The sequence below is a fragment of the Acinetobacter sp. Li1LvA2 genome, from assembly GCF_056156705.1.
Genome location: NZ_JBSICF010000001.1, coordinates 583,258 through 609,290, shown reverse-complemented (window position 1 = coordinate 609,290; position 26,033 = coordinate 583,258). Strand labels below are relative to the sequence as shown.

Annotated in this window: 23 protein-coding genes; 4 read left to right on the top strand and 19 right to left on the bottom strand. The window is 36.8% G+C overall.

Annotation, left to right across the window (positions count from 1 at the left end):
* Positions 1-124: 124 nt before the first annotated feature.
* Entirely contained in the window at positions 125-1,291 is a 1,167-nt protein-coding gene (gene metK / locus ACS604_RS02785) for a methionine adenosyltransferase (RefSeq protein ID WP_174742192.1), read from the bottom strand.
* Between the two features lie 538 nt (positions 1,292-1,829).
* Between metK and tkt the strand changes: the two genes are divergently transcribed.
* Complete coding sequence (gene tkt / locus ACS604_RS02780) at positions 1,830-3,818, top strand: transketolase (protein WP_004792800.1); 1,989 nt, start codon at positions 1,830-1,832, stop codon at positions 3,816-3,818.
* A 57-nt stretch (positions 3,819-3,875) separates the two neighbouring features.
* Here tkt and ACS604_RS02775 read toward each other — a convergent pair whose 3' ends face one another.
* On the bottom strand, positions 3,876-4,283 hold the full coding sequence (locus tag ACS604_RS02775; protein ID WP_151962671.1) for an OsmC family protein: 408 nt from the start codon (positions 4,281-4,283) through the stop codon (positions 3,876-3,878).
* A gap of 216 nt (positions 4,284-4,499) precedes the next feature.
* On the opposite strand from ACS604_RS02775, the gene ACS604_RS02770 reads away from it, so the two are divergent.
* Positions 4,500-5,090, top strand: a complete 591-nt coding sequence (locus tag ACS604_RS02770; protein ID WP_474769905.1) for a YceI family protein — start codon at positions 4,500-4,502, stop codon at positions 5,088-5,090.
* A 44-nt stretch (positions 5,091-5,134) separates the two neighbouring features.
* Here the strand turns inward: ACS604_RS02770 and ACS604_RS02765 are convergent, their stop codons facing one another.
* Entirely contained in the window at positions 5,135-5,725 is a 591-nt protein-coding gene (locus ACS604_RS02765) for a lecithin retinol acyltransferase family protein (protein WP_004792795.1), read from the bottom strand.
* 191 nt (positions 5,726-5,916) lie between these two features.
* Between ACS604_RS02765 and ACS604_RS02760 the strand changes: the two genes are divergently transcribed.
* Positions 5,917-6,663: a phosphodiester glycosidase family protein gene (locus tag ACS604_RS02760; protein WP_474769903.1), complete on the top strand. Its 747-nt coding sequence runs from the start codon at positions 5,917-5,919 to the stop codon at positions 6,661-6,663.
* 35 nt (positions 6,664-6,698) lie between these two features.
* Here the strand turns inward: ACS604_RS02760 and ACS604_RS02755 are convergent, their stop codons facing one another.
* The 4 genes from ACS604_RS02755 to putA all read right to left on the bottom strand — a co-directional run bounded on the left by ACS604_RS02755 (position 6,699) and on the right by putA (position 12,700).
* Positions 6,699-6,929, bottom strand: coding sequence for a hypothetical protein (locus ACS604_RS02755; RefSeq protein ID WP_003651412.1), 231 nt, complete (start codon positions 6,927-6,929; stop codon positions 6,699-6,701).
* Between the two features lie 247 nt (positions 6,930-7,176).
* Positions 7,177-8,262, bottom strand: coding sequence for a tRNA (uridine(54)-C5)-methyltransferase TrmA (gene trmA, locus ACS604_RS02750; protein ID WP_474769901.1), 1,086 nt, complete (start codon positions 8,260-8,262; stop codon positions 7,177-7,179).
* Between the two features lie 106 nt (positions 8,263-8,368).
* On the bottom strand, positions 8,369-8,842 hold the full coding sequence (locus ACS604_RS02745; RefSeq protein WP_474769900.1) for a GrpB family protein: 474 nt from the start codon (positions 8,840-8,842) through the stop codon (positions 8,369-8,371).
* Between the two features lie 105 nt (positions 8,843-8,947).
* A complete protein-coding gene (gene putA, locus ACS604_RS02740; protein ID WP_474769898.1) occupies positions 8,948-12,700 on the bottom strand; it encodes a trifunctional transcriptional regulator/proline dehydrogenase/L-glutamate gamma-semialdehyde dehydrogenase in 3,753 nt (1,250 codons plus the stop codon).
* A 124-nt stretch (positions 12,701-12,824) separates the two neighbouring features.
* Between putA and ACS604_RS02735 the strand changes: the two genes are divergently transcribed.
* Positions 12,825-13,313, top strand: a complete 489-nt coding sequence (locus ACS604_RS02735) for an Lrp/AsnC ligand binding domain-containing protein (protein WP_004792785.1) — start codon at positions 12,825-12,827, stop codon at positions 13,311-13,313.
* A gap of 33 nt (positions 13,314-13,346) precedes the next feature.
* On the opposite strand, the gene putP is transcribed toward ACS604_RS02735, so the two are convergent.
* The 12 genes from putP to ACS604_RS02675 form a co-directional block, all read right to left on the bottom strand.
* On the bottom strand, positions 13,347-14,837 hold the full coding sequence (putP, locus tag ACS604_RS02730) for a sodium/proline symporter PutP (protein ID WP_004792784.1): 1,491 nt from the start codon (positions 14,835-14,837) through the stop codon (positions 13,347-13,349).
* 400 nt (positions 14,838-15,237) lie between these two features.
* Positions 15,238-15,945: an SIR2 family NAD-dependent protein deacylase gene (locus tag ACS604_RS02725; protein ID WP_474769895.1), complete on the bottom strand. Its 708-nt coding sequence runs from the start codon at positions 15,943-15,945 to the stop codon at positions 15,238-15,240.
* A gap of 149 nt (positions 15,946-16,094) precedes the next feature.
* The gene (gene gcvH / locus ACS604_RS02720; RefSeq protein WP_003651425.1) at positions 16,095-16,469 is read right to left on the bottom strand and encodes a glycine cleavage system protein GcvH; all 375 of its coding nucleotides are present in this window, start codon (positions 16,467-16,469) and stop codon (positions 16,095-16,097) included.
* Positions 16,470-16,506: 37 nt separating this feature from the next.
* Positions 16,507-17,532: an AraC family transcriptional regulator gene (locus tag ACS604_RS02715; protein WP_474769893.1), complete on the bottom strand. Its 1,026-nt coding sequence runs from the start codon at positions 17,530-17,532 to the stop codon at positions 16,507-16,509.
* 97 nt (positions 17,533-17,629) lie between these two features.
* Positions 17,630-18,079, bottom strand: coding sequence for a MaoC family dehydratase (locus tag ACS604_RS02710; RefSeq protein ID WP_199942182.1), 450 nt, complete (start codon positions 18,077-18,079; stop codon positions 17,630-17,632).
* Positions 18,079-19,926, bottom strand: coding sequence for an ABC transporter ATP-binding protein (locus tag ACS604_RS02705; RefSeq protein WP_474769891.1), 1,848 nt, complete (start codon positions 19,924-19,926; stop codon positions 18,079-18,081). The genes ACS604_RS02710 and ACS604_RS02705 overlap by 1 nt, the downstream gene beginning before the upstream one ends.
* Positions 19,927-20,293: 367 nt before the next feature.
* Complete coding sequence (locus tag ACS604_RS02700) at positions 20,294-20,830, bottom strand: DUF2058 domain-containing protein (protein WP_004792775.1); 537 nt, start codon at positions 20,828-20,830, stop codon at positions 20,294-20,296.
* A 3-nt stretch (positions 20,831-20,833) separates the two neighbouring features.
* Complete coding sequence (locus ACS604_RS02695; RefSeq protein WP_004792773.1) at positions 20,834-21,514, bottom strand: YoaK family protein; 681 nt, start codon at positions 21,512-21,514, stop codon at positions 20,834-20,836.
* 4 nt (positions 21,515-21,518) lie between these two features.
* Entirely contained in the window at positions 21,519-22,721 is a 1,203-nt protein-coding gene (gene sstT / locus ACS604_RS02690) for a serine/threonine transporter SstT (protein ID WP_296511002.1), read from the bottom strand.
* A 408-nt stretch (positions 22,722-23,129) separates the two neighbouring features.
* Complete coding sequence (locus ACS604_RS02685) at positions 23,130-23,441, bottom strand: ArsR/SmtB family transcription factor (RefSeq protein ID WP_002121379.1); 312 nt, start codon at positions 23,439-23,441, stop codon at positions 23,130-23,132.
* Positions 23,442-23,907: 466 nt separating this feature from the next.
* The gene (locus tag ACS604_RS02680; RefSeq protein ID WP_004792769.1) at positions 23,908-24,471 is read right to left on the bottom strand and encodes a TetR/AcrR family transcriptional regulator; all 564 of its coding nucleotides are present in this window, start codon (positions 24,469-24,471) and stop codon (positions 23,908-23,910) included.
* A 370-nt stretch (positions 24,472-24,841) separates the two neighbouring features.
* Positions 24,842-26,005 (bottom strand): JmjC domain-containing protein, encoded by a 1,164-nt coding sequence (locus tag ACS604_RS02675; protein WP_312822398.1) that lies wholly within the window; start codon positions 26,003-26,005, stop codon positions 24,842-24,844.
* Positions 26,006-26,033 lie beyond the last annotated feature (28 nt).

Sequence of the window (26,033 nt, the reverse complement as noted above, 5' to 3'; positions counted from 1 at the left end):
ATTTTGATCAGAGCTACAAATGATATGGCATCAAGGATGGTTGCTAGAAGAGTAAACCCTACATATTATGAAATTTGAACTGTAAAAAAGCCCGCTCATTGGCGGGCTTTTTTATGACTTTATATTAGAGGCCAGCAGCATCTTTAAGAGCTTCAACTTTATCAGTTTTTTCCCATGTAAATGCAGTATCTGATCCTTCGCGACCAAAGTGGCCATAAGCCGCAGTTTGTTTATACATTGGCTGAATAAGATCCAGCATACGAGTAATACCAAACGGTCTTAAATCGAAATGATCACGAACAAGTTGAATAATCAACTCATCAGAAACTTTTGCTGTACCAAATGTATTAATTGAAATTGAAGTAGGTTCTGCTACACCAATTGCGTAACTCACCTGAATTTCACATTTGTCAGCAAGGCCAGCTGCTACAATATTTTTTGCAACATAACGGCCTGCATATGCAGCAGAACGGTCAACTTTAGATGGATCTTTACCAGAGAAAGCACCACCGCCGTGACGAGCCATACCACCGTATGTATCAACAATAATTTTACGACCTGTTAAACCACAGTCACCTACAGGGCCGCCAATAACGAACATACCTGTTGGGTTAATGTGGAATTTAGTCGCAGCGTGGAACATTTCAGTAGGAATGATCGGCTTGATAATTTCTTCAATAACAGCTTCTTTAAGCTGGCTTTGAGTAATTTCAGGATCGTGCTGAGTAGATAAAACAACTGCATCTAGACGTACAGGCTTGCCATTTTCATATGCAAAAGTAACTTGGCTTTTTGCATCTGGGCGTAACCATGGAAGTGTGCCTGAGCGACGAAGTTCAGCCTGACGTTCCATTAAACGGTGAGCATAAGAAATCGGAGCGGGCATTAAAACATCTGTTTCACGGCTTGCATAACCGAACATTAAACCTTGGTCACCGGCACCTTGATCTTCAGGTTTTTGACGGTCTACACCTTGTGCAATCTCTGGTGATTGTTTACCAATCATATTGATTACAGCACATGTTGATCCATCAAAGCCAAGATCAGAGTGGTGGTATCCAATACCGTTAACAGTATTACGAACAACAGCTTCAACATCAATATTAGCAGTCGTTGTAACTTCACCAGCAAGTACAACAGCGCCTGTTTTTACCAGTGTTTCACATGCAACACGTGCGTATGGGTCTTCTTTTAAGATTGCATCCAAAATAGCGTCGCTAATTTGGTCGGCCATTTTATCGGGATGACCTTCGCTTACAGATTCCGAGGTAAAAACAGCGTACTCGCGCATGAAAGTCCTATCTTGGTTATTTCAAAAGACATAATATGTTACATCGACTTGAGCTTAAGGACCAGTTCATACTGACCAAAAAGCATGAATTTGTTTCATTTATACTGTGTTTTAATTGATAAGTGTATTAGTAAAATTGATATAAAGAATGTTTATTTAAAGTATTGGTATTTTAATAACAAGTTATTAGAGTACTTTTTAGACATATGAATTAACAAAAAGATTATGTCTTACAAGTAGGATTTTAAAGAAAAGAAACATGATCGACCTAGATAGAGATTTCAAAATATTTTATCTATATATCAAAGTCTAATAGAACGGTCTGTTCGTATAGGGAAGCAGTATTTAAGAAAATGAGCACTGTTTTGTATAACTTAAAGGTCCAAATGATTTTTGTGTAACCAAGAAACGGTTAAAAATAAAGAAATATACTATGTTGGGGTTTACCCTCAGCCTTTTTTTTAAGACAATATAGCGGCATTGAATTGTTATTCATCTTCTTCTTTTCATCAATCTATTAAAATTGGATTCTGATCTTATGACGACCCCTTTAAACGAACGTCGTATTGCAAATGCAATTCGTGTATTGGCAATGGATGCTGTGCAACAGGCAAACTCAGGGCATCCTGGTGCTCCAATGGGGATGGCAGATATTGCTGACGTCGTCTGGCGCGAGTTTTTAAATCACAACCCAACTAACCCACAATGGGCAAACCGCGACCGTTTCGTTTTATCAAACGGCCATGGTTCAATGTTGCAATACGCTTTGCTTCATTTAACAGGTTATGATCTTTCAATTGAAGATTTAAAACAGTTCCGTCAATTACATTCAAAAACTCCTGGTCACCCTGAATATGGTTATGCACCAGGTATTGAAACTACGACTGGTCCTTTAGGCCAAGGTATTGCAAACGCTGTTGGTTTTGCATTGGCAGAAAAGACTTTAGCTGCTCAGTTCAATAAAGATGATTTAAAAGTAGTTGATCACTTTACTTATTGTTTCTTGGGTGATGGCTGTTTAATGGAAGGTATTTCTCACGAAGTATGTTCTTTAGCAGGTACTTTACAGCTTGGTAAATTGATTGCTTATTATGATGACAATGGCATTTCAATTGATGGTGAAGTAGAAGGCTGGTTCAGCGATGATACAGAAGAGCGTTTTAAAGCCTATGGTTGGCAAGTTCTTCGTGTTGATGGACATGATGCTGATGCGATTCGTCAAGCAACAATCGAAGCAAAAGCTGAAACTCAAAAACCAACAATCATTATGTGTAAAACGATTATTGGTTTAGGTTCACCAAATAAACAAGGTAAAGAAGACTGTCATGGTGCGCCATTAGGTAAAGATGAGATTACTTTAACTCGTGAAGCATTAGGCTGGAAAGAAGAAGCATTCGTTATTCCTGCTGATGTATATGCTGCATGGGACGCGAAAGCAAAAGGTACTGAATCTGAAGCAGCTTGGGATGCGGTATTTGCACAATATCAAGCAAAATATCCAACTGAAGCAGCTGAGTTACTTCGTCGTATTAGCGGTGATTTACCAGCTGAATTTGCAGCACAAGCAGATGCTTTCATTCGTGAAACAAATGCGAAAGGCGAAACCATCGCAACACGTAAAGCGAGCCAAAACACATTACAAGCATTTGGTCCTTTATTGCCTGAATTATTAGGTGGTTCTGCTGACTTAGCTGGTTCTAACTTAACGCTTTGGAAAGGTTGCCAAGGTATTCAAGAAAACCCAGCTGGTAACTACGTATATTATGGCGTACGTGAGTTCGGTATGACTGCAATTGCGAATGGCGTTGCATTGCATGGCGGTTTTGTTCCTTACGTTGCAACATTCTTAATGTTTATGGAATATGCGCGTAATGCAGTACGTATGTCTGCATTGATGAAACAACGTGTAATTCATGTTTATACACATGACTCAATTGGTTTAGGTGAAGATGGTCCAACTCACCAACCAATCGAACAAATTGCTTCTTTACGTGGTACACCGAACCTAAATACATGGCGTCCTGCTGATACTGTAGAAACTGCTACTGCGTGGAAATCTGCTCTAGAGCGTAAAGATGGCCCTACAGCACTTATTTTCTCTCGTCAAAACTTACCATTCCAAGCACGTTCTGAAGAACAAATTCAAAATGTTGCAAAGGGTGGTTATGTTCTTGCTCAAGAAAAAGGCGAATTGAAAGCAATCATTATTGCAACTGGTTCTGAAATTTCTTTAGCAATGGAAGCTTATGCTCAACTTGATGGTGTGCGTGTAGTTTCTATGCCATGTGCAGAAGAGTTTATGAAACAAGACGCTGCATATCGTGAAGCTGTATTACCAGCTCATATCCGTGCACGTGTTGCAGTTGAAGCTGCTCATGTTGACTACTGGTGGAAGTTTGTTGGTCTTGATGGCAAAGTAATTGGTATGACAACTTATGGTGAGTCTGCACCAGCAAAAGACTTGTTCCAATTCTTTGGTATTACAACTGAAGCTGTTGTTACGGCAGTAAAAGAATTAACTGCTTAAATATTAAAGTAGTGTAAAAAAGCGCTCCTCATGGAGCGCTTTTTTTATATTTGAAGATTAAATGCTAAGTTCGGTTTGAATATTAATTTGAGACGTCAGTAATTTATGAATAGGGCAGTTTTCAGCAACTTTTAATAAGCGCTTGTGTTGATCTTCCGTGAATTCACCTTTGAGTGTGATTTTGCGTTCAATATTATTTTGGCCTTTTTCAGGCTCACCATTTGGGTTTAATGATAAGTCCACTTGAACATGATCAATCTTAATACCTTTAAGATTCGCATACATCTCTAATGTGATGGTAGTGCAAGCACCTAAAGCAGACAGTAAGATTTGAACTGGGTTTGGTGCAGTATCTTGCCCACCTTTATCGGTAGGTTCATCAGCAAACCATTGGTGACCTGAAGGATCGGTAAGAGTTACTCGATATGGAGTAGAAGTACTTTGTGCTTGAGCAGTGTTAGTCATGTTTTACCTTATTATTAATCAAAAATCGAAATAAAAACGAATTAATTTAAGAGTCCAGACACGGTACGATAGTACCTATACTTTATAATATTGTTTTTAAATAATAACTGTAACGCTTTTATTGTTGCATGGATGAAACATATCGTTTTATAAAGAATAGTGAATTAAATTACTTGATGTATACACTAACGACTATATCAATAAAGGATACGAAAAATGCATCTTAAAACATTAAGCTTCGGTTTGGCAGTAGCATTGGCTAGTTCAGTTACTTTAGCTGCGCCAGTTGATTACAAAATTGATTCAACACATACAGCTACTGTTTTCTCGTGGAATCACTTTGGTTTTTCTACTCCAAGCGCTAACTTCTCGGATATCCAAGGTGTAATTAAAGTTGATAATGCTAAACCAGCAAACTCATCTGTTAATGTAACTATTCCTTTAAGCAGCGTAAATACAAACGTTCCTGCTTTGGATAAAGAGTTCCAAGAAGAAGCTTGGTTTAATGCAGCTAAATATCCAAACATTACTTTTAAAAGTACTAAAGTTGAAACTAAAGACAAAAAGCACTTTAAAATTACTGGTGATTTAACTGTTAAAGGTGTAACTAAACCTGTTGTACTTGATGCTGTTTTAAATAAGCAAGGCGAGCATCCAATGGCGAAAGTTCCAGCGATTGGTTTTAATGCTACAACTTCATTCAATCGTTCTGAATTTGGTCTAGGAAGTTATGTGCCGAATGTAGGTGATAAAATCACTGTAAACATTACCACTGAAGCAACTGCTGCTAGTGCAGCTAAAAAATAAGTTTTAAGTTTTCTAAAAAGCCCTCAAATATGAGGGCTTTTTTATTAAATTGGTTCTTTTTTATCGGGATCTATAAATATTAAAGGGACTGAAGGATCAATATTCCTTTTTTCAGATTTTTCTCTGAGGAATTGGTAAGTAGGAACCTTCATTTTTGCTTGATCACGCAATTTCTTCTTAATATAAAGAACAAGAGCAAAACATGTGGTTGCGACAGTAAGCATCATACCATTCATATAGCTCATGATTGAACTTACATAACCGATGGTCGTTAATCGGTGCATCATACGTTCAACTTGGGTACTACTTTCAATTCCGGTAATTGCCCAACTGCATAAATGTTCGCAGTTGTTAATAATTAGATGGTAATTGTTTTCATGCATACGTGAACGCATGCGGCGCACGATAGCTTTGCCTTTATAGCGCGGCTTGTCATAAGAGCGAACGTGTATTTTTTTGCCATGCGAGAATGCATCTATTGAAGTGATTTCAATTGGGCGTTTTTTGATGAAATGCGCTAAGCCTGAATAATGGATAACTCGACCTCTCCCAGCATATATACCATGATGGCTATAGCCGAGATGTTTTACGATGAGATGAGCCCCTAGGGGGTAGCGCTTATTCGGTTGTTGCATGCTTACGCTGATCCAATAAAGTGTAAATGGCTTTTATTGAAAGCTGCCAACATTATAACCAATATCAGTCATGTGGAGTGTATTGATTACGTCGAATGAATGAGTTTGGTACATACCTAATCTATTTGTCTTTATTGTATATAATTTAAAGATTTCATATGAAGGAAAAATGTCATGCTTGGGGACACTAAATGAAATGGTTGATATGGTGCTTAACGATATATGGTCTTTTGATTCAGTCTGTCTATGCCATAGAACATCAGCAACTTAAAACGGCGGAGGGCGATCAATATGATGTGATTGCAATTAGCAATTTAAAACAGTTGCGTCTTTTTCTTAAGAATTCCACTAATCAACAGTATTACAAAAGCTTTAATAATATTCAGAAAAATTTAAAACGATGTGAGCATCTTTCTTTTGCAATGAATGCAGGGATGTTTCATCCGGGATTTTCTCCAGTAGGGCTGTATGTTGAACAGGCTAAAGTAATTCAGCCATTAAATGAAAATAAAGGATTGGGAAATTTCTTTTTACAGCCGAATGGTGTGCTAGGTTGGAATAAAAAACAGGCCTTTATTTTAACAACACAGCAATATAGTCGACGCGATTTGAACGTTGAGTATGCGACACAATCTGGCCCGATGTTAGTTATTGATGGGAAGATAAACTCCCTTTTTTTACCAGACTCTCAATCGAACAAAATTCGTAATGGCGTGGGTATTCGAAATAATAAGCTCTACTTTGTAATATCGAAAAATAGCGTGAGTTTCTACAGATTTGCTCAGTTCTTTCAAAGAAATCTTGAGGTAGAGCAGGCTTTATATCTTGATGGTTCTATTTCTAGTTTATATATTCCAAAAAACAAACGTAACGATCAATTGTTTGAAATAGGGCCAATGGTGGGTTCGGTTAATCAGATAGATTGTCGAGTAAAGTGAAATATAAAAAAGCCAGTACAAGACTGGCTTTTTTATTAGTGAATAGATGGTTTTTGAGTGAGTTCATTTAACTCTTTTCGGCTATAACCACGGGAAATAAGAACTTTTTTTATTCCCTTAATGACATCTTCATCTGTTGCTAGTGCAAGAGCACTTAGAAGTTGTTCATTTGTTTTACATGAGCAGTCATTTTCAACACAAGCAGTTTGGTTTTTATGCTCGTTATGCTGTTGATCTGCTAAGAACAGCTTTTGCCAAAAACTCATAGAGCCTTCATATACAACTTAACATAGATCGAAATATAGCCAGTTTAAAATAAAATACAAGTCTCTATAAGTGATAAAACCACCAATTGAACTCAAGAATTTTCGATAGGAATGCTCGAGTTAAACGAAATTATGACAGATAGATGACTTGATATTTTTTTAAAATTTAAATAGTTAAATAAAAAACATTAAAAAATAAGGAGGTATATAACCTCCTTATTTAAAACTTTACAATGAAAGATTTTGTTTAAATCTTCTCAAGTAATACACCTGACTCAACATGATGCGTATAAGGGAATTGATCGAACAATGCAAACTTAGTAATACGGTGAGTTAAACCTAATATTTTTAAGTTCTCATACAATGTATCCGGGTTGCATGAAATATAAATAATACGTTCAAAACCCTGTAATAATTTCAAAGTTTCATCATCAATCCCTGCACGTGGTGGATCAACAAATACGGTATCAAAATCATAGCTCTGAATATTAATATTTGCTTCTTGTAGACGGCGGAATTCGCGCTCACCTTGATAAGCTTGAGTGAATTCTTCAGCTGAAAGACGGGCTACTTGAATATTATCAATCTGATTTTGTTCGATGTTCCATTGAGCAGCATAAACAGAGGATTTTGCAAGTTCTGTTGCCAAAACGCGTTCAAACTTTAAAGAAAGCGGAAGAGTAAAGTTACCGTTACCACAGTAAAGCTCTAATAAGTGTTTTTTCGATCCTTCTGCCGCATCGCATGCCCATTGCAGCATTTTTTTGCAAACCTGTGCATTTGGCTGAGTAAAGCTACTTTCAATTTGTTTGTATTTAAATGAACGGTTTAAAATTTCAAATTCTTCAACGACGAAATCATCGCCAATAATAATTTTCTGGCCACGACTGCGGCCCATAATTTTAATGTCTAACTTCTCAGCAAGTGCTTTAGCTGCCTGTTCCCATTCTTGATCTAATTTACGGTGATAAATTAAGGTAACTAACATTTCTCCGCTAAGTGTAGCGAGGAAATCAGCTTCGAATATACGGCTAGAAAGCTTGGGTTCCGCTTTGAGTTCTTCCAAAAGTTTTGGCATTAAATCATTAATGCTTTGGTCCGCAATAGGAAACTCATCAATGCGTACAACTGTTTTTTGCTTGTCATTATCGTTACGTTCAAACATGGCATAGAACATGTCATTTTCTGTATGCCAGATACGAAACTCAGCACGCATACGGAAATGTTGTTCAGGTGACTCAAACACTTCTAATGTAGGTGGAGTAAATTCAGAAAATTGGGCAGTAATGCGGTCAATTTTAGTTTGAAGTTGTTGATGATAAGAAGAGGTCATAGACAAAGAAAATTTAGACAGAATCAAATAGTGAATGGTATCAAAAAAAACGGGGTTACAGGAGCCAATTTTAGCTAGATATCAATAAGCAAGACTAGCGTTAAAATTAAGGATGTTTCAAAATGCGATTAATAAAATCTGCTTTTATTGTTCTATATTGGTCATGGTCTAAATAGCTACACTCTAATTTTAACTGGTTATATTCGTTGACTAGAGCTGGAGAATCCATAAGTTTATTTCTAAATGTTAAGAAAAATGTGAATACTGAATCCGTTACTACAATTTGAAATGCCACATCATCGTTGTTGAGTGATTCGAGCATACAAAGCTCATCTGTTCTTAGTGTATTTTGCTTCTCCATAAAATTAATTGCTTTTAACTGCGCTATGGCGAATTCAAATTGATCAGGTTTAACTTCAACGTAAATATCTAGATCACCTTTTGAAATTGCATTAGGTATTGCAGATGAACCAATGTGTTCAATTTTGGCAAAGGGTAGAAGTGTAGAAATATCTTTTTTATACGAATTAAAAAGTTGAACGCATCTTTGTTGATATTGTTCTGGTTCTAAAAAGACCATTATGAAAATCTCGATTTGATAAAATTTATATATTTAAGAATAGATCACTTTATTAAATAAAAAAGCCCAAATACTGATATTTGGGCTTTTTTAGAAAATTATCGATTAATCAGTCATTGTCATTAAGCTTGCGTTACCACCAGCCGCAGCTGTATTCACACTAATCGCACGTTCAATCACTAAACGCTCAAGTGGAATAGTTTCATTCGGCTCAACATGGGTAATACCAACAATTGCACCAGAACGTTTAGCAACTTCTTGCTGTAATGAGAAGATTTCTTCACGGTTACCATGATGTAAAACTGCATCAAAATCATCTGATGTAATATTTTTAACCGTAGTAATTGCTGCAAGCACATCTTTTGGCAAAGTTTGTTTGTATTTTGCCAATAATGGACTATTTGGCATTACTGCTGCTTGGCTACCTACTGCAAAAATTGCGAGCAACTGATGCAATTGATTTTGTTCAGTGTCTGCCATTGAAAGCACACGATGACGCGGCAAAATAATATATTGGTTACTTTCCCCAGTAGGGCCTTGTAACTCATAGAATTTACCAACACCAAATGGTTCGATATCACGATTAGCTTGCGGTAAATGCTGTTTCGCCCAATTTTGTAAGCTCTGATAAACCTCACGGTTAAAGCCTTCAAAAGCAGTTTGTTCAGTCTTCATGGCAAATGGTGTTGCCAATACTTTGTTTGAACAATGTTGCATTAAGCGATACATGTAAAGCGGACCGCCAGCTTTTGGACCTGTACCAGATAGACCTTCACCACCGAATGGTTGAACACCAACAACAGCACCAACAATATTACGGTTGATATAAAGGTTACCCACTTCAGCATGTTGAATGACTGTTTGGATGGTTTCATCAATACGGGTATGTAGACCCATTGTTAAACCATAACCTTTGGCATTAATTCGTGAAATGAGTTGTTCAAGCTCACCATACTTATAGGTAATGATGTGTAAAACTGGACCAAAAACTTCGCGTTGTAAGTCATCAAGATTAGGAAGTTCAATTGCTGTTGGTACAACAAAAGTTCCTTTATCTAATTCATTTTGGCTTGTTGCTCCAAACATCAACTGATGTACAGGGTAGCCTTTAGACTTCATTTTTTGGATGTGCTGGTCAATCGTCTGTTTTGCTTCGTCATCAATAACAGGACCAATGTCAGTTTTTAAAATTGCAGGGTTACCTACAATTAACTGTTGCATTGCACCTTTAAGCATTTTAATAACGGTTGCAGCACTGTCTTCTTGCACACATAAAATACGTAAAGCAGAGCAACGCTGACCCGCGCTATCAAAAGCAGAACTAACAACATCAAGCACAACTTGTTCAGTTAAAGCTGAGGAGTCCACAATCATGGCGTTTTGACCGCCAGTTTCTGCAATGAGAGGGATAGATTGACCATTATCAGATAAACGTTTCGCAACAGTTATCTGTAAAATTTTTGCAACTTCAGTCGAGCCAGTAAACATGATGCCATCGATACGGCTATCTTGGCTAAGCTGAGCACCCACTGTTTCACCACGACCAGGAAGTAGCTGTACAGCACCATGTGGAATACCAGCTTCCCATAAAATCTGAACTGCTTGAGCTGCGATTAATGGTGTTTGTTCAGCAGGTTTAGCAATAACACAGTTACCACTCACTAATGCTGCAGCAATTTGGCCAGAGAAAATCGCAAGAGGGAAGTTCCATGGGCTAATACAAAGTACAGTACCTAAAGGCTGAATAGCTGTATTTGCAGGAAGATTCTCAACTTGAGTTGCGTAGTAACGTAGGAAATCTACAGCTTCACGAACTTCTGCAATGGCATTGGCATAAGTTTTCCCGCTTTCACGGCAAAGTAAAACCATCAATTCTTGAATGCGACTTTCCATTAGGTCAGCTGCACGTTTTAAGTGTTGAGCACGCTGTTCTTTAGGCGTATTTGACCATTCTGATTGAGCTTGTTCAGCTGCAGTAAGAGCGATTTCGACATGCTTAAGATCAGCTTCTTGCACATAACCAACAATTTCATCATTTTGTGCTGGGTTTGTAATTGCAACAGAATGACCTTGCTCTAATGAATCGTTATTTGCCAGTAATGGATGACTTTGCCAAATACGATTACGTAATTCTTGAGCTGTGCTATCTAGAGCTGCAAGTGGAGCATCATTTGCTAAGTCATAACCTTTAGAATTTTTACGAAGTGTTCCGTACATATCTAAAGGTAGAGGAATTGATGGATGTTTTAAACCAACTGAACCTTCAAGCTTAGCTGCATGACGAATATCATAAATTGGAGACTGGATAAGATCTTCAACTTTAAGTGTCTTATCAGCAATACGGTTAACGAATGAAGTATTCGCACCATTTTCGAGTAAACGACGTACTAAATAAGCTAACAACGTTTCATGGTTACCAACGGGTGCATAAATACGGCATGGTACACCTAATTTATTTTGCTCACGTGGACCAACAACTTGCTCATAAAGCGGTTCACCCATGCCATGTAAGCATTGGAACTCATATTGACCAGCATAATATTTGCTTGGATCAGCTAAATGATAGATCGTTGCCAATGTTTGAGCATTATGAGTAGCAAATTGCGGATAGATGAACTCTGGCGCTGCAAGTAATTTTTTAGCACAAGCGATATAAGATAAATCGGTATGTACTTTACGAGTGAAGACAGGGTAGTCATCCATACCTTCGATTTGCGCTTTCTTAATTTCGCTATCCCAATACGCACCTTTTACAAGACGGATCATGAGACGCTTTTGGCTGCGTTTAGCAAGGTCAATAATATAATCAACCACGAAGAAACAGCGTTTTTGGTAAGCTTGAATAACGAAGCCAATACCTTTCCAGTTTGCAAGTTCTGGCTCGAAGCAAAGACGTTCAAGTAATTCAAGCGAAATTTCTAAGCGTTCTGATTCTTCTGCATCAATATTTAAACCAATATTGTAATTTTTAGCCAAAAGAGCGAGTTCAAATACTTTGCCGTAAAGCTCTTGATGAACACGTTCAATTTGCGCGCGTTGATAGCGAGGGTGTAAAGCAGAAAGCTTGATTGAAATACCTGGGCCATCATAAACGCCTTTACCATTAGATGCTTTACCAATTGCATGAATAGCTTGCGTATAATCGTTAAAGTAACGTTCAGCATCATGTTCGGTTAAGGCTGCTTCACCCAACATATCGTAAGAATAACGGAACCCTTTGTCTTCGAGTACTTTCGCATGGTCTACAGCTTCTTCAATGGTTTCACCAGTCACAAACTGCTCACCCATCATACGCATTGCGACGTCAACAGCTTTACGAATAATGCCACGACCACTACGTGCTAAAAGGCCAGTAAGTACACTTGAAAGACTGGTTTGCTTTGGAGTTTCCATAAGCTTACCAGTTAACATAAGGCCCCATGCCGCAGCATTTACAAACATTAAGCTGCTTTGGCCAACGTGTTCTTTCCAGTTACCTTGATTAATCTTATCTCGAATAAGTAAATCACGTGTTGCAGAATCTGGAATACGAAGCAAAGCTTCAGCAAGACACATGAGTGCCACGCCTTCTTGTGAAGAAAGAGAGAATTCTTGTAATAACCCTTGAACAATACCTGCTTTACCCGAAGAGGTCTTGCGTTCACGTAAATTATTAGCAAGATTAAAAGCTAGGTCATAAATTTTATGATCTAAATCATCAGATACCGCAGCAGCTTGTAATAGCTCTTCTACAGCTTCTGGTTCAGCACGTCGCCAAGCTGTATTGATGCGTTGTTCAAACTCACTTTTATCGTTGAATTCGGTGATATAGCCTTGGTGAGATTTATCCATTTGATGAAAAGTATCCATTGTGTTCATATCTGTTTCCGCCAACCGACTCTCGTACAAAGATCTTGAGTAGAGAGGTTTAGATAATTTATCATTACAGAAGAAACACCGAATAACTCACTATATTTAGCCCATTTTTTAGAGGAAAATTCAAATGAATGGCCCAATATTAAGCCTTGATCGCACTGATTTAAAAATTTTGGATATTCTTCAAACAGATGGGCGAATTTCTAATAGTAAATTGGCCGAACTTGTGAATTTATCTCCAACAGCTGTGATGGCCCGAGTTCAGAAATTAACGAAAGATGAATTCATCTTAGGATATGAAGCTAAATTAAATCCAGTTAAGTTAAATGCTAATTTTCTGGTGTTTGTTGAGGTATTACTGGATAAAACGACACCTAACGTTTTAGATGAATTTATTGATGCTGTGGTGCACTATCCGGAAATTGTTGAATGCCATATGGTGAGTGGTGGCTTTGATTTTCTAATTAAATTACGCAGTGGCAGTATGGAGGAATTTAGACGCATTGCTGGGCAGGTGTTGTGGCAATTGCCCGGAGTCAAAGAGACTCGTAGTTATCCAGTCATGCAAGTGGTAAAAGACACTTCTAAAATTAAAATTAAAACCAAGAATAAATAAAGGGGCCGAAGCCCCTTTATTTATTTCAATAACTTATACACTTTCTTTGTAGAGTTCATCTGCTTTTTCAAAACGCCCAGTTACCGTAGTATTTGGCGCTTTAGTTAAAAGACTAACAACAATGATGCTAATAAATGCAAGGATAAAGCCTGGAATAATTTCGTAAACACCTGTGCTTGCGAAAAGATTTTTCCAGCCAATTACTACAACTGCACCAACGATCATACCAGCTAAAGCACCTTGTAAATTCATACGTTTCCAGAACAATGACAAGATGATAAGCGGACCAAACGCTGCACCGAAGCCAGCCCATGCATAAGCAACAAGACCAAGAACCTTACTATCAGGGTTCCCTGCAAGAAAAATTGCAAGAAGAGCAATGGCAAGAACCATGAGACGACCGACCCATACGAGTTCTTTTTGAGATGCATTCTTACGGAGGAAACCTTTGTATAAATCTTCAGTTAAAGCACTTGAACATACCAAAAGTTGACAGCTTAGCGTGCTCATAACGGCAGCTAAAATTGCAGCCAAAATGATACCCACAATCCATGGATTGAATAAAATTTTAGTCAATTCCATGAATACAGTTTCAGGGTTTTTACTCACAACTGCTGCTAATTCAGGGTGTTGTTCAAAATAAGCAATACCGAAGAAACCAGCACCTACAGCACCGATTAAGCATAAAATCATCCACGTCATACCGATGCGACGAGCAGCAGGAATAGATTTTACTGAATCAGCCGCCATGAAACGTACAAGAATGTGGGGTTGACCAAAGTAACCGAGGCCCCATGCCATGGAGGATAAAACTGCTACCACCCCAAAATCTGAGAAGATGTTAAATGCATGTGGACGAGCAGTTTCAATGAGGGTAACAAAATGAGTTGTGTCCCCGATTGCAAGATAAGTCACAATTGGTGTTAACAATAGAGCAAAAATCATCAATCCAGCTTGGAATGTATCAGTCCAGCTAATTGCTAAGAATCCACCAATACAAACATAACTGATGGTTGCAATAGCACTGAGCCAAATGGCTGTGTTGTATGACATGCCGAATAAATTTTCAAATAAACGGGCACCCGCTACCATGCCTGAAGCACAGTAAATAGCGAAGAAAACCAAGATGATAACGGCAGAGAAAATGCGAAGTACTTTTTTCTGATCATCAAAACGGCTTGTAAAATAATCTGGTAAAGTTAATGCATTGTTTTGAATTTCAGTATGAACGCGTAATCGACCAGCAACCAGTAGCCAGTTAAGCCAAGCACCGATAATTAGACCAATTGCAATCCACGCTTCAGATAGACCAGAAAGATAAATCGCTCCAGGTAAACCCATGAGTAGCCAGCCACTCATGTCTGATGCGCCTGCGGATAACGCAGTAACGAAACTGCCTAAACTACGACCACCGAGAATATAATCGGAGAAGTCGCTTGTAGCACGGTAGGCAAATAAGCCAATAAGTACCATTGCTACGATGTACACCATAAACATGATGAGGGTGGGATCAAAATAACTCATGATGGATGTGTGTCCTTATATCCATAATCCGTGATTGTAACCTAATCCAGGTCGCTGTTTTCTTGTACGGCATTCAAGAGGTTGAGATTCAACCACAAAAGATTTTTTTTACTCTGTTATTTTTATATTGTACTTTTGTATCATTGTGTAACTTAAAATAAGTGGGTTTTTAAAGAGAAAAATTATAATATTAATCATTAGCTTATAATTTTTTAATATTTGTTTTTTTTAAATTTTGGGGAGAATAAAAAATATTTCAAAAAAATAACTCTAAATCTAGTTACAAAATGGTTAGGAGATAAAGTTTTATTGAGCAAAATTAGAACAATGTTAGGAAGTTTTATCTAAAAGATAGTAGTTTTTATTCAAATTACATTTATTTAATCCTTAAAAATAGCAATTAATTGATTAAATTTTCAAAAAGTTCATGCATTCCTTGAGTCGCTGACATCTTTAATAATTTATATTGGTGAGGAACACGCCTATGATCTGCTTTGGGATCTATATAGTATGCTTTACATTGAGCTGTAATTTCATGAACTAAACCCGCAACTGGATATACGCTTAATGTGGAGCCGATTACAATAAAAATATCTGCACTTTGCACGACTCTAATTGCTTCCTCATAAGCAGGTACAGCTTCACCAAACCAAACTACATGTGGACGAAGGGGATAACCATTTGGGCAAAAGTCATGTTCTAAGTCTAGTTTCCAACCGTTAATGTCATAAAACTGGGTTGTAAATTGTGCATTAGGGCCAGAACTTTTTGCTAACCGAATGTTTCCATGCAAATGTAAAACGTTGGAACTTCCGGCACGTTCATGTAAATCATCAATGTTTTGAGTAATAACTTGTACGTCAAAATAGTCCTGTAACTTGGCAATATATTGATGAGCTGAATTGGGTTGAGATTCTAAAATATTTCTACGTCGTTCATTATAAAAGCGTTGAACTAGAGCGGGGTTCTTTTGCCATGCTTCAGGTGTGGCAACTTGCTGAATGTCGTAATTTTCCCATAGACCATTACTATCACGAAAAGTGCTAATTCCACTTTCGGCACTCATTCCTGCGCCAGAGAATACAACAAGCTTTGTCATAGAAGTCACCGATTTCGGCACTCATTCCTGCGCCAGAGAATACAACAAGCTTTGTTATAGAAGTCACCGATTCATAAAAGTGAATTTGAATAGATAAAGAAAAAACCAGTTTAAGACTAAACTGGTTTTTATTAAATATGAAAAGCTATGACTATCTTTTATAGGCCAGCTTCATATTCTGCATTTGTTAAAAGTTTTTCAACATCGGCAATGTTGTCTGGTTTGATTTTATAAATCCAACCCTTACCGTATGGATCGTCATTTACAAAATCAGGATCATCTTCAAGGTCAGTATTTACTTCTACTACAGTTCCTGAAACAGGAGCATGGATATCAGAGGCAGTTTTTACTGATTCAACTACACCAGCTTGTTCGCCCGCGGTAACTTGGCTTCCAACTTCTGGAGTTTCAACGTAAACCAAATCGCCAAGTTCATCTTGTGCATGATCGGTAATCCCTGTAATAACAAGATCACCCTCAATCTTTACCCACTCATGTGTACGTGCATACTTCAGTTCCGAAGGATGATTCATGGTAACTCCTTAAGCTTGTGTCCAATAGTTTTAAAAATTATAAGTATGGGTCTTTACGCCAGTTGCTCGGACTGCGGCCGCTCCAGCGTTTAAAAGCACGGCTAAAATTTGCAACGTCCGAATAGCCAAGTTCATCAGCAATTTGTTCAAGACTATAATCTGTACGTGAAAGTAAAGATGTTGCATGTCGATAGCGTACTTCATCAACTAAAGTTGAAAATGATGTTCCTTCCGCTGCTAATTGACGTTTGAGTGTTCGATCAGACATATGTAGACATTCAGCTACATTTTCGATGCTTAAATAATGTTGTTCAGAATTACTTAAAATATCACGAACTCGCATTGCTAAACGACGGCGTTCACCTAAAGCGGATAGTTCAGCTTCGCACTGATTAATAGCAACTTGACTTGCGATAGGGTCAGCATTAACCAATTTAATTCCTAAATATTTTTTATCGAAACTTGAAATTAAATGAGGTTGGTTAAAGCGAATTGTGCTGCTTAGCTTATTTCTATATTTGTCAAAACCTACTGGTTCTGGGAAATCTAAATCTACATCACCAGCTAAATCTTCAATACCAGTAATCGCTTTAGCCATGCTCATAATACCAATGGTTAAACCTAAAACGATTTCTGTACGTAAAGGTTCAAGTTCAATATCACACTGTAATTGTAAGGTTGCTTTGGGCCCAAAAGTTGAGAAATATAATTGTAAAAAGGGTAAGCGTAGCTGAATAAAGCGGGCTGCAAGAGCGATTGCTTCTGTAATATCTTTGGCTGTCATAATTGCATAGCCAATGAAGCCATGAATTGAAATACGCATTTGAGTACCAAGATGGTAACCCAACGTAGTTTCGCCAGTTAAATTAAGCGCGTGTTTTACGAGTTCATTTGCTACTGGTGTAGAAATACGATAGTCAGGATCCGCCAGTTGCTCGCTAGTAAGATGAAATGGAGCAAATAATGTTTCGTCGTTGTATCCCCAACGTGAAACAACATCTAATAGCAATAAGCCATAGACACCCGGAATACCCTGATCTTGACGAGCTGAGGTAATTTTCATATGCGTTCCATTGCTCTCATCAATTTTTCACATGCATTTCTTACACATATTGTCATGAAATATAATCTGAGTTTATAAAAACTGTTAGACAATCATATCAACCATTTTTAAACATTTTTTTAAAGACAACAATTTTTGTTGTTGAAATAAGTAAAACATCCCCATGTTGATTTAAGGCTTGCGTAACGTAACTAACAATACCACGATCTAATTTTGTTTTGGATGGTGTGATAGCTGAAATTTCAGCTTCAACATGAATTCTATCACCAGGTCGAGTAGGGCGTGGCCATCGTAGACTAGATTCAGAACCTATTAGGCCGCCATGAATAGGCATGCATTCTGTCCATAAACGCATAGTGATGGCTGACGTATGCCAGCCACTTGCAGCAATCCCCTGAAAAATAGGGTCATGCTTAGCTTGCTCTTCATCTGTGTGAAATGTTTGAGGGTCATAGGAGTTTGCAAATTTTTTGATTTCATCTAAGGTGATTTCATATTCACGGCTAATGAAACGATCACCAATTTTCAAATCTTCTAAATAAAGCATTAATCTTGACCCTGTAAAACTTTTTGTTCAAATAGGAAACCGCCTGTTTGGCGTTTCCATAATTGTGCATATATTCCATTTTGAGCAATTAACTCTTCATGTGTTCCTTGCTCAGCAATTCGACCTTCATCAAGAACAATTAAACGGTCCATTTGTGCAATAGTAGATAATCGGTGTGCAATTGCAATAACCGTTTTATCAACCATCAGGTCATTTAAACTGGATTGAATTGCTGCTTCAACTTCTGAATCTAGTGCACTGGTTGCTTCATCTAAAATGAGAATAGGAGCATCTTTTAAGAATACACGTGCGATAGCAATACGTTGTCTTTGACCACCAGAAAGTTTTACACCACGTTCACCGACTTGGGCGTGATATCCATTACGACCTTTTAAGTCAACCAATTGAGGTATAAATTCGGCTGCTTTAGCTTTATTTACAGCATTCTCCATCTCGGCATCAGATGCATCTGGACGGCCATATTTAATATTTTCAGCCACTGAGCGATGTAATAAAGACGTATCTTGGGTTACTAAGGCAATATTGGCTCTTAGACTATCTTGAGTCACATTTTCAATATTTTGGCCATCAATTAAAATTTCACCGTCTTTAATATGATAAAAATGTAAAAGCAGTTGGATTAGAGTTGATTTACCTGCACCTGAACGCCCAACAATACCAATCTTTTCACCTGCTTTAATATGTAAATTGAAGTGGTCAATTACATTTTTATTGTTATAAGCAAAACTCACATCTTTAAATACAATCTCACCTTTGGCAACTTCAAGAGTTTTTGCATCTGGTTTGTCTTGAATATTGATTTTTTTACCTAATGTCTGCATACCATCTTGAATGGTTCCGACATTTTCAAATAACGCGGACATATGCCACATCATAAATTCAGCCATACTATTAAGCTTTAAAATCATGGCAGTAGTCGCTGCAATTACACCTAATGCTGCCAAGCCTTGAGTCCATAGCCAAACTGACGTGCCAATAACGCCAATAAATAAAACAGCTGATAGCATGTTGATACTTATTTCAAAAAGAGTGCCTAAACGCATCTGAGCATAGACTGTTGTCATAAACTCTTTCATTGATGCTTTGGCATACTGGCTCTCACGTCCCGCATGAGCAAACAATTTAACAGTTTGAATATTGGTGTAAGCATCAGTAATGCGGCCAGTCATAACTGCTCTGGCATCAGCTTGTTGCTGAGAAACTTTACTTAAACGGGGAATAAAGAACCATGCACTTAAGAGAAATAAAGTTAACCAAACTAAAAGTGGTATTAACAAAATAGGGGAAATAGCCCCAAGGACAATGCTAACCGTAATAAAGTAAATAGCCACATACGCTAACATGTCACCCAAAATAATCCAGAATTCACGGACTGCTAGGGCAGTTTGCATAACTTTTGCAGAAAGTCTTCCAGCAAAGTCATTATGGAAAAAATCTAAGCTTTGTTTCAATAACAGATTATGAAAACGCCAACGCAAACGCATTGGAAAAGTACTATATAAAATCTGATGTTTAATAATAGATTGAAAATTTACGAAAAAGATATTAGCAAATAAAACACTAATTAAAATTAGTAAATCAGCTGCATGTTGACTTAAAAAACTTTCAGGATGACTTTTACTTAACCAATCCACGAGTTGTCCAATCTTTGAAAAAAGTAAGGCTTCAAAGCTTGCAGCACCTGCTGTAAAAAGAATAAGTAAGAATAAGTATGGGCGTAAGCCTTCTGTCGCTTGCCAGACAAATGGGAAAAAACGAGTTGGTAAAGGTTCATCCAGACCTTTTGTTGGGTAAGGATCTACAAGTTTTTCAAACCACTTCAGCATGAATTACTACCTTTAAGACAAAAGCCACTTAATTAAGTTTTTGCAATTAAATTTACAGAAAGTCAGTTAGATCAATATTACTTAGGTTTTTGATCTTTTGAGCATGTGTAAATACATATGAACTGATTACTTTGTACGTCATTCATTAGTACATGACGTAAAAATTGGATGTCTGAAGAAATATTCAAGACTGTCGCGAGGACTTAAAAATTATGATTTATTATATCGGGATTAATAGATAAAGTGGTGAAGGAATTTATTCTTTAAGTATTTTTTTCTTAATATTTTGAACGTTTGTTAAATTAATACTTTTTAAGCCAAATCGAAAAAGGCCTTTATATCTGCATCATAAAGGCCCTTGTATGTATTACCACATTAAATCATCAGGAATAACATACGCTGCATAAGGATCTTCTTCATCAGTGGCTTGTTCATTTTTCTCAGCATTATTCATTAAAATGAAACCTTGCATTTTTTGATCTATTTTTTCAGCTAAAGCTTTTGGCAAATAAGCGTATTGATCTTGGTCTTTAGCAATGACTAAGCTACCGGTAACAAGTGCATTATATACTTGCTGAGAAATATATACCTTCTTGATCTTACTCTCATCAATAAATTGATAAACACTATCGCCATCAGTATTTGAAATTTTATGATGTTTAATCATTTGAATGATTGATGCTTTGAGGGCTTTTTCCTCAAGCTGTTGTTGTTTTTCTAAGTTTAAAGCCTGATCTTTAGCTAACTTTTCTTGTTGAGCTTTTTCAATATTTGCTTTGATTGCTGGTTCATCACTTTGACCGATACGTTGCTCATGGTGAGCTTGTTTTGTTAGTTTCTTTGCTTTTTTATTATCCACTAACCCAGCTTTCAGTAGCTGTGCTTGTAAGGCATTTTTAACCATGACTTAATCCTTATGTGAAGTTGAAGGGCTATAGAGATAAACTACCCAGTAAGAAATACTTAAGACTAAGCTTAAAGTTGCTGGCAATAAAAATGCTTGTAACTTTAAATACGGATGTACTAGTGCTGCGAGTATCCCACCAAGCAGAAAACCTGTAAAAATAAGTAAGTGTAAAACAATACGTCGGTTTTCTACTGGTAAGCCTCGAGCTTTGTATCCAAGGGCTAAACCAATATCTGTTAAAACACCAGATAGATGGGTAGTTCGAATAATGGTTCCTTTATAATGGCTTACCATCGCATTTTGTAGGCCCATCGCTGTACAAGCCCATAATAATCCATAGCGTGGAAAATAAGGTAGTAATAGCCAACAAAGAAAAATGAATAAGGCAACAAGACTCAAAGGTAAGCCATAGCGACGACCTAATCGAAAGTGACTGCTGCCTAAAATAAAACCACTGTAAAATGAACCACAAACATAACAAATAATTACTAGAAGCAAGAAAATGATATGTTTCGGCTGCCACTCTACCAAACTCATAGCTAGCATACTAACGTTGCCAGTCATATGTGAAATAGATTGATGCAAAAGGGTAATTAACCCTAATACATTAATCATTCCGGCATTGAATGCCAGTAAAAAGGCTCCGAGTTGGAACCAGTTTGGTAGACGTTGAAATGGCATGTGTTTAATAAGCTTGTTTAGAGCGAATATCTACAGCTGCGGTAAATAAAATATCCGTAGAAGAGTTAAGCGCTGTTTCTGTAGAGTCTTGCAATACACTAATAATCATACCCACTGCAACAACTTGCATAGCAATTTCGGTTGAAATACCAAATAAACTACATGCTACTGGAATCAAAAGTAAAGAACCACCCGCAACACCAGATGCACCACATGCTGAAACTGTAGCAACAACTGATAAAATAACCATTGTAGCTAAATCAACATGAATACCAAGTGTATGTACAGTTGCAAGTGTGAGTACAGTAATTGTCACTGCCGCACCAGCCATATTGATTGTCGCACCTAGTGGAATAGACACACTTGCTGTAGATGGATTAACACCTAATCGCTCAGCCAGATCTAAGTTAACCGGAATATTGGCTGCAGAACTTCGTGTAAAGAATGCTGTAATACCACTTTCTTTTAAACATTTAAAAACTAATGGATATGGATTGCCGCGGATTGTTAAGCCTACCAAAATAGGGTTAACCACGAGGGCAACAAATAACATTGTTCCTAGTAATACCGCTAATAAGTGTGCATAGCTTTCAAGCGTCGCGAGACCAGCATCTGCAAAAGTCACTGCAACTAATCCAAAAATACCGACTGGTGCAAAAGCAATTACTTTGTGAATAATAGCACTGACAGCATGTGCAACATCTTGCATCACTTGTTTTGTGGTGTCTGAGCTATGGCGCATGGCTAAACCTAAACCAATTGCCCAAGCTAAAATACCAATAAAGTTTGCTTCACTAATTGCTTGAACAGGGTTCGCAATAAAGCTTAAAAGCAGATTTTTTAAAATATCAGCTAAACTTCCTGGTGCTTGTAAATTATTATGAGAAACCGTGTTGAGATAAAGAGTGCTTGGAAAAGATAAACTTGCAATAACAGCACTAAAAGCGGCTAGCAACATACCTATTACGTATAGAAGTAAGACTGGGCGTAAATTTGCACTATGGCCTACTTGGAAGTTGGCAATAGAGGAAAGCACCAATACAAAAACTAAAATAGGGGCAACCGATTTTAAGGCTTTAATGAAAAGCTCACCAAATAAACTTAAATAAGGCGTAACGTTCGGAAATAGTAATGCAACGCCTATCCCTAGAATAATGGCGATAATAATCTTAGTGACTAAGCTTAATCGAGAAAAGAATGCAAGCATATAAAGGCCTTATTAACCTAATCATGGCTAAAGGTTGAACAAGCGGAGTATTTTATACTTAAGTGCTGTGAATCTTAAGCTTTTTTATAGCAAGTATAAGTTTTTATAATTATTGGTAATATTAAGTCATTGTTTTTATTTTGATTAATTTTAAATATGGGAATCTATAATTGGTGATTTTGTTTGTTAAATGCTCATTGAAAAATTAATTAGATCAAAAAGCTGTGCAAGTATCCGATAAACTACAGAGAAATGAATTTTAAAAGAGTAAAGAGGTAAGTAAAACTTTGGAAAAGCTACGCGAATTTTCAAAACTTTGTGCTTGGACTAGACTCTAAGCTTTCAAGCTGAAAAATCGCATATTTCAGGAAATTACTACTATTATTATAAATTTATAATTTAAAGATTTTATTTACTTGCACAATACAGTTGGTGAAGCGTATTTAAAATTGAATGCATATTATCATCCTTAATAGAATAAAAAATTTGCTTACCATCGCGACGAGTTGATACAACATCACTTTTACGTAACATCATAAGCTGTTGTGAAAGAGTGGGCTGTGTAATTTGAGTCTTCTCTTCAATTTGTGAGACATTTAGCTCTTCATAAGCTAAGTGACATAAAATTAATAAACGATCTGTATTAGCCAAAGATTTGAGAATTCCAACGACTGAATCAGCCGCATTTTTCATTTCTTCAATTTGGAGTCCATCTTTCATACTTTATACCTATATCAATATAGCGGGCATAGTATAGATTGATCTTGCAGAAATGAATGTAGCAAAACTAATCAATCCAATTGTTTTTGTTGAAAAGCAATATAAGGGGAACTGATAAATAAGTAGTATTTTTAATTAAAAACAGTTGTTTGTAGTTCTTTTGTGTCTAAAGTGTTGCATTGTGTTATAAGTTTAATTGTTAAGTATAAGTGAATTGAAGTTAATATGAAATAACTGCTATTTCACTCGGATAAATAGTTAAATCTAATTTATCTTTAAAGGAATCATAAAAAGTGATTGAGTTTTTATTTTTTAAATATATAATCTGTTTTGTACAGACAGGTCTGTATATTTTGGTTCGGTAGGGTCGAAAAAAACGTCTAATTTAGAACCAAAATGACTTTCAGACGCAGCGTGATAGATAAGAAGAACATTAATATAAGAAGAAGAACATCACGCTTTATTTTTAAGCTGCTCTTTCAAAGTCGATTAACTTTTCAACCCGATTCCAATAATCATAGATTTTTATTGAACCATGTTCGACCTGAGCTTGAATGGTCATACCTTCCAATATATTAACGAGTAATAAAGATAAAGGACCTGGTTCTTTTACATCATATTGATTAAGAAGATTTTGCATAAGTTGAGTCAACCAAGCTTTATACAACGTAGCGGGTTGGTGTGTTGATGGATACTGTTTTAAAACTTCTTCCAAAGCTTTTTGAAACATACAGCCATTAAAATCTTCACTATTAAACCAGTCGGAATACCATAAAAATACTGCTTTAATTCTCGCGAGAGGATCTAACTCATCATGTTGTGATAAAGCAGAAGTAAGCGAATTTTGTAAAAGCGTATTCCGTAGAAGTAGGCATTCTTCAATTAACTTTTCTTTTGATGGAAAATGCTTATAGAAAGTCATTTTTGCAACACCAGATTCATTAATGATGCGATCTACACCTATAGAATTATAGCTATACGAGTTAAAAAGTCTTAATGCGGTGTTAATAATGTCATCTTTTTTCGACATATTTTTTTAGCCTCTCACAAATGAATTGCTATTTGCTTGAAATGTGATCTGTATTAATGAGAATCTGGACCTTTAATTTTACAAGGTATTGTTTGTTATTGATAGAAAAAAGATATTATTTTTTTAAACGGTATCGTTTAGATTTTAAGGAAAAAGTAAGTAAGAGGTATGCTATTTCTTTAATAATAAGATTTTCTATTTTTAATTTTGATTTCAAGATTTCTTACGCTTAATAACTTTGATTACGCGCTATTTAAGGATTTGCAGATAAATTTAATGAGCAATAATCGAGTTTATTTTGAATATAGGTTGTTAATTTAAAAAGTAGACTTTTCCACGCTCATGAAAAAGTCTACTTTTATTAAGACGTTTACTCTGCAGGAGGTAAAAGCATCAGGATAGATTCATTTAACAAGTGAGCAACGTTTTCTAGCGTTTCATCATCACTAAATTGGCTATCGAAAGCTAGACTTTCTCCATTAGCAATTGCTTTTAATTTTTGCTCAAAGGACTCAACTATAAATAGCGCTTCACCATTTCCCCAAAAGTTTAGGCTTCCGCTTTTTTCTGTATAGAGTAGTCGAGAGGCTGGCTCTAAAAGAACCTCGTAACCTTCGTGCAAAATTTCCTTCAAGTCATCGGCTTCGATTTCATCAGCCTCTGGAATATTATCCGGATATTTAGGTTCACTCATATAAGACATGATAGCGGCATCAAGTGCTGCGGAATCTTGTAATTGAGCTAATACTAAGTCTTTTAAGTAGCCAAGTTCAGAGGCATTAATTTCACCAACTTGACTCATCTGTTTGCGTGCGATGTCGACAACAGGATTTTGCAATAAAGTGCTAGCTGAAAATTGATCACTAATACGTTCCATCATCCCTGCAACGTTTGGCATGCGAAAGCCAAATGAGAACGTTAGGCAATCATCTTCAGCAACGCCATAATGTGCCATTCCAGGCGGAACATATAGTAAATCACCAGGTGCCAAAATTTCATCAAATTGTACATCTATTTCTGGCAAGAGTTTTAATGGTTGATTTGGTACAAAGGAAGTATTTGCATCACACATTTGTCCTAACTGCCAGCGACGATGTCCATGACCTTGAACTAGAAACACATCATAAAAATCAAAATGCTTTCCTACTGAGCCACCTTTAGGAGCGTAGGAGACCATAATGTCATCGCGGCGCCATTGAGGAATAAATGGAAATTTTTTCCAAAGTTCAGACAGATCAAATGAATAATGATCTACAGCTTGTACTAAAAGCGTCCATAGTTTTGGGAGCTTTTGAAAATCACCCTTGGTTAAAGGTGAAGACTTGACGTGCCATTCATTTGGATTTTTATCTTTTTGGCGAATGAGTCGGGCACTCGCATGTTCTTCCAAAGCAAGTTCTTGCACATCTTGGGGTTCTAAAAGACCTACAATTTCTGGTAACCCGTTACGTACTAGTAAAGGTTTTTTCTGCCAATATTCTGCTAAAAATTGTTCGGCAGTAATACCGCCTAAAACTGCTAAAGGTTCTGTCATGGAAATAACCTATTTATAAAAACATCTA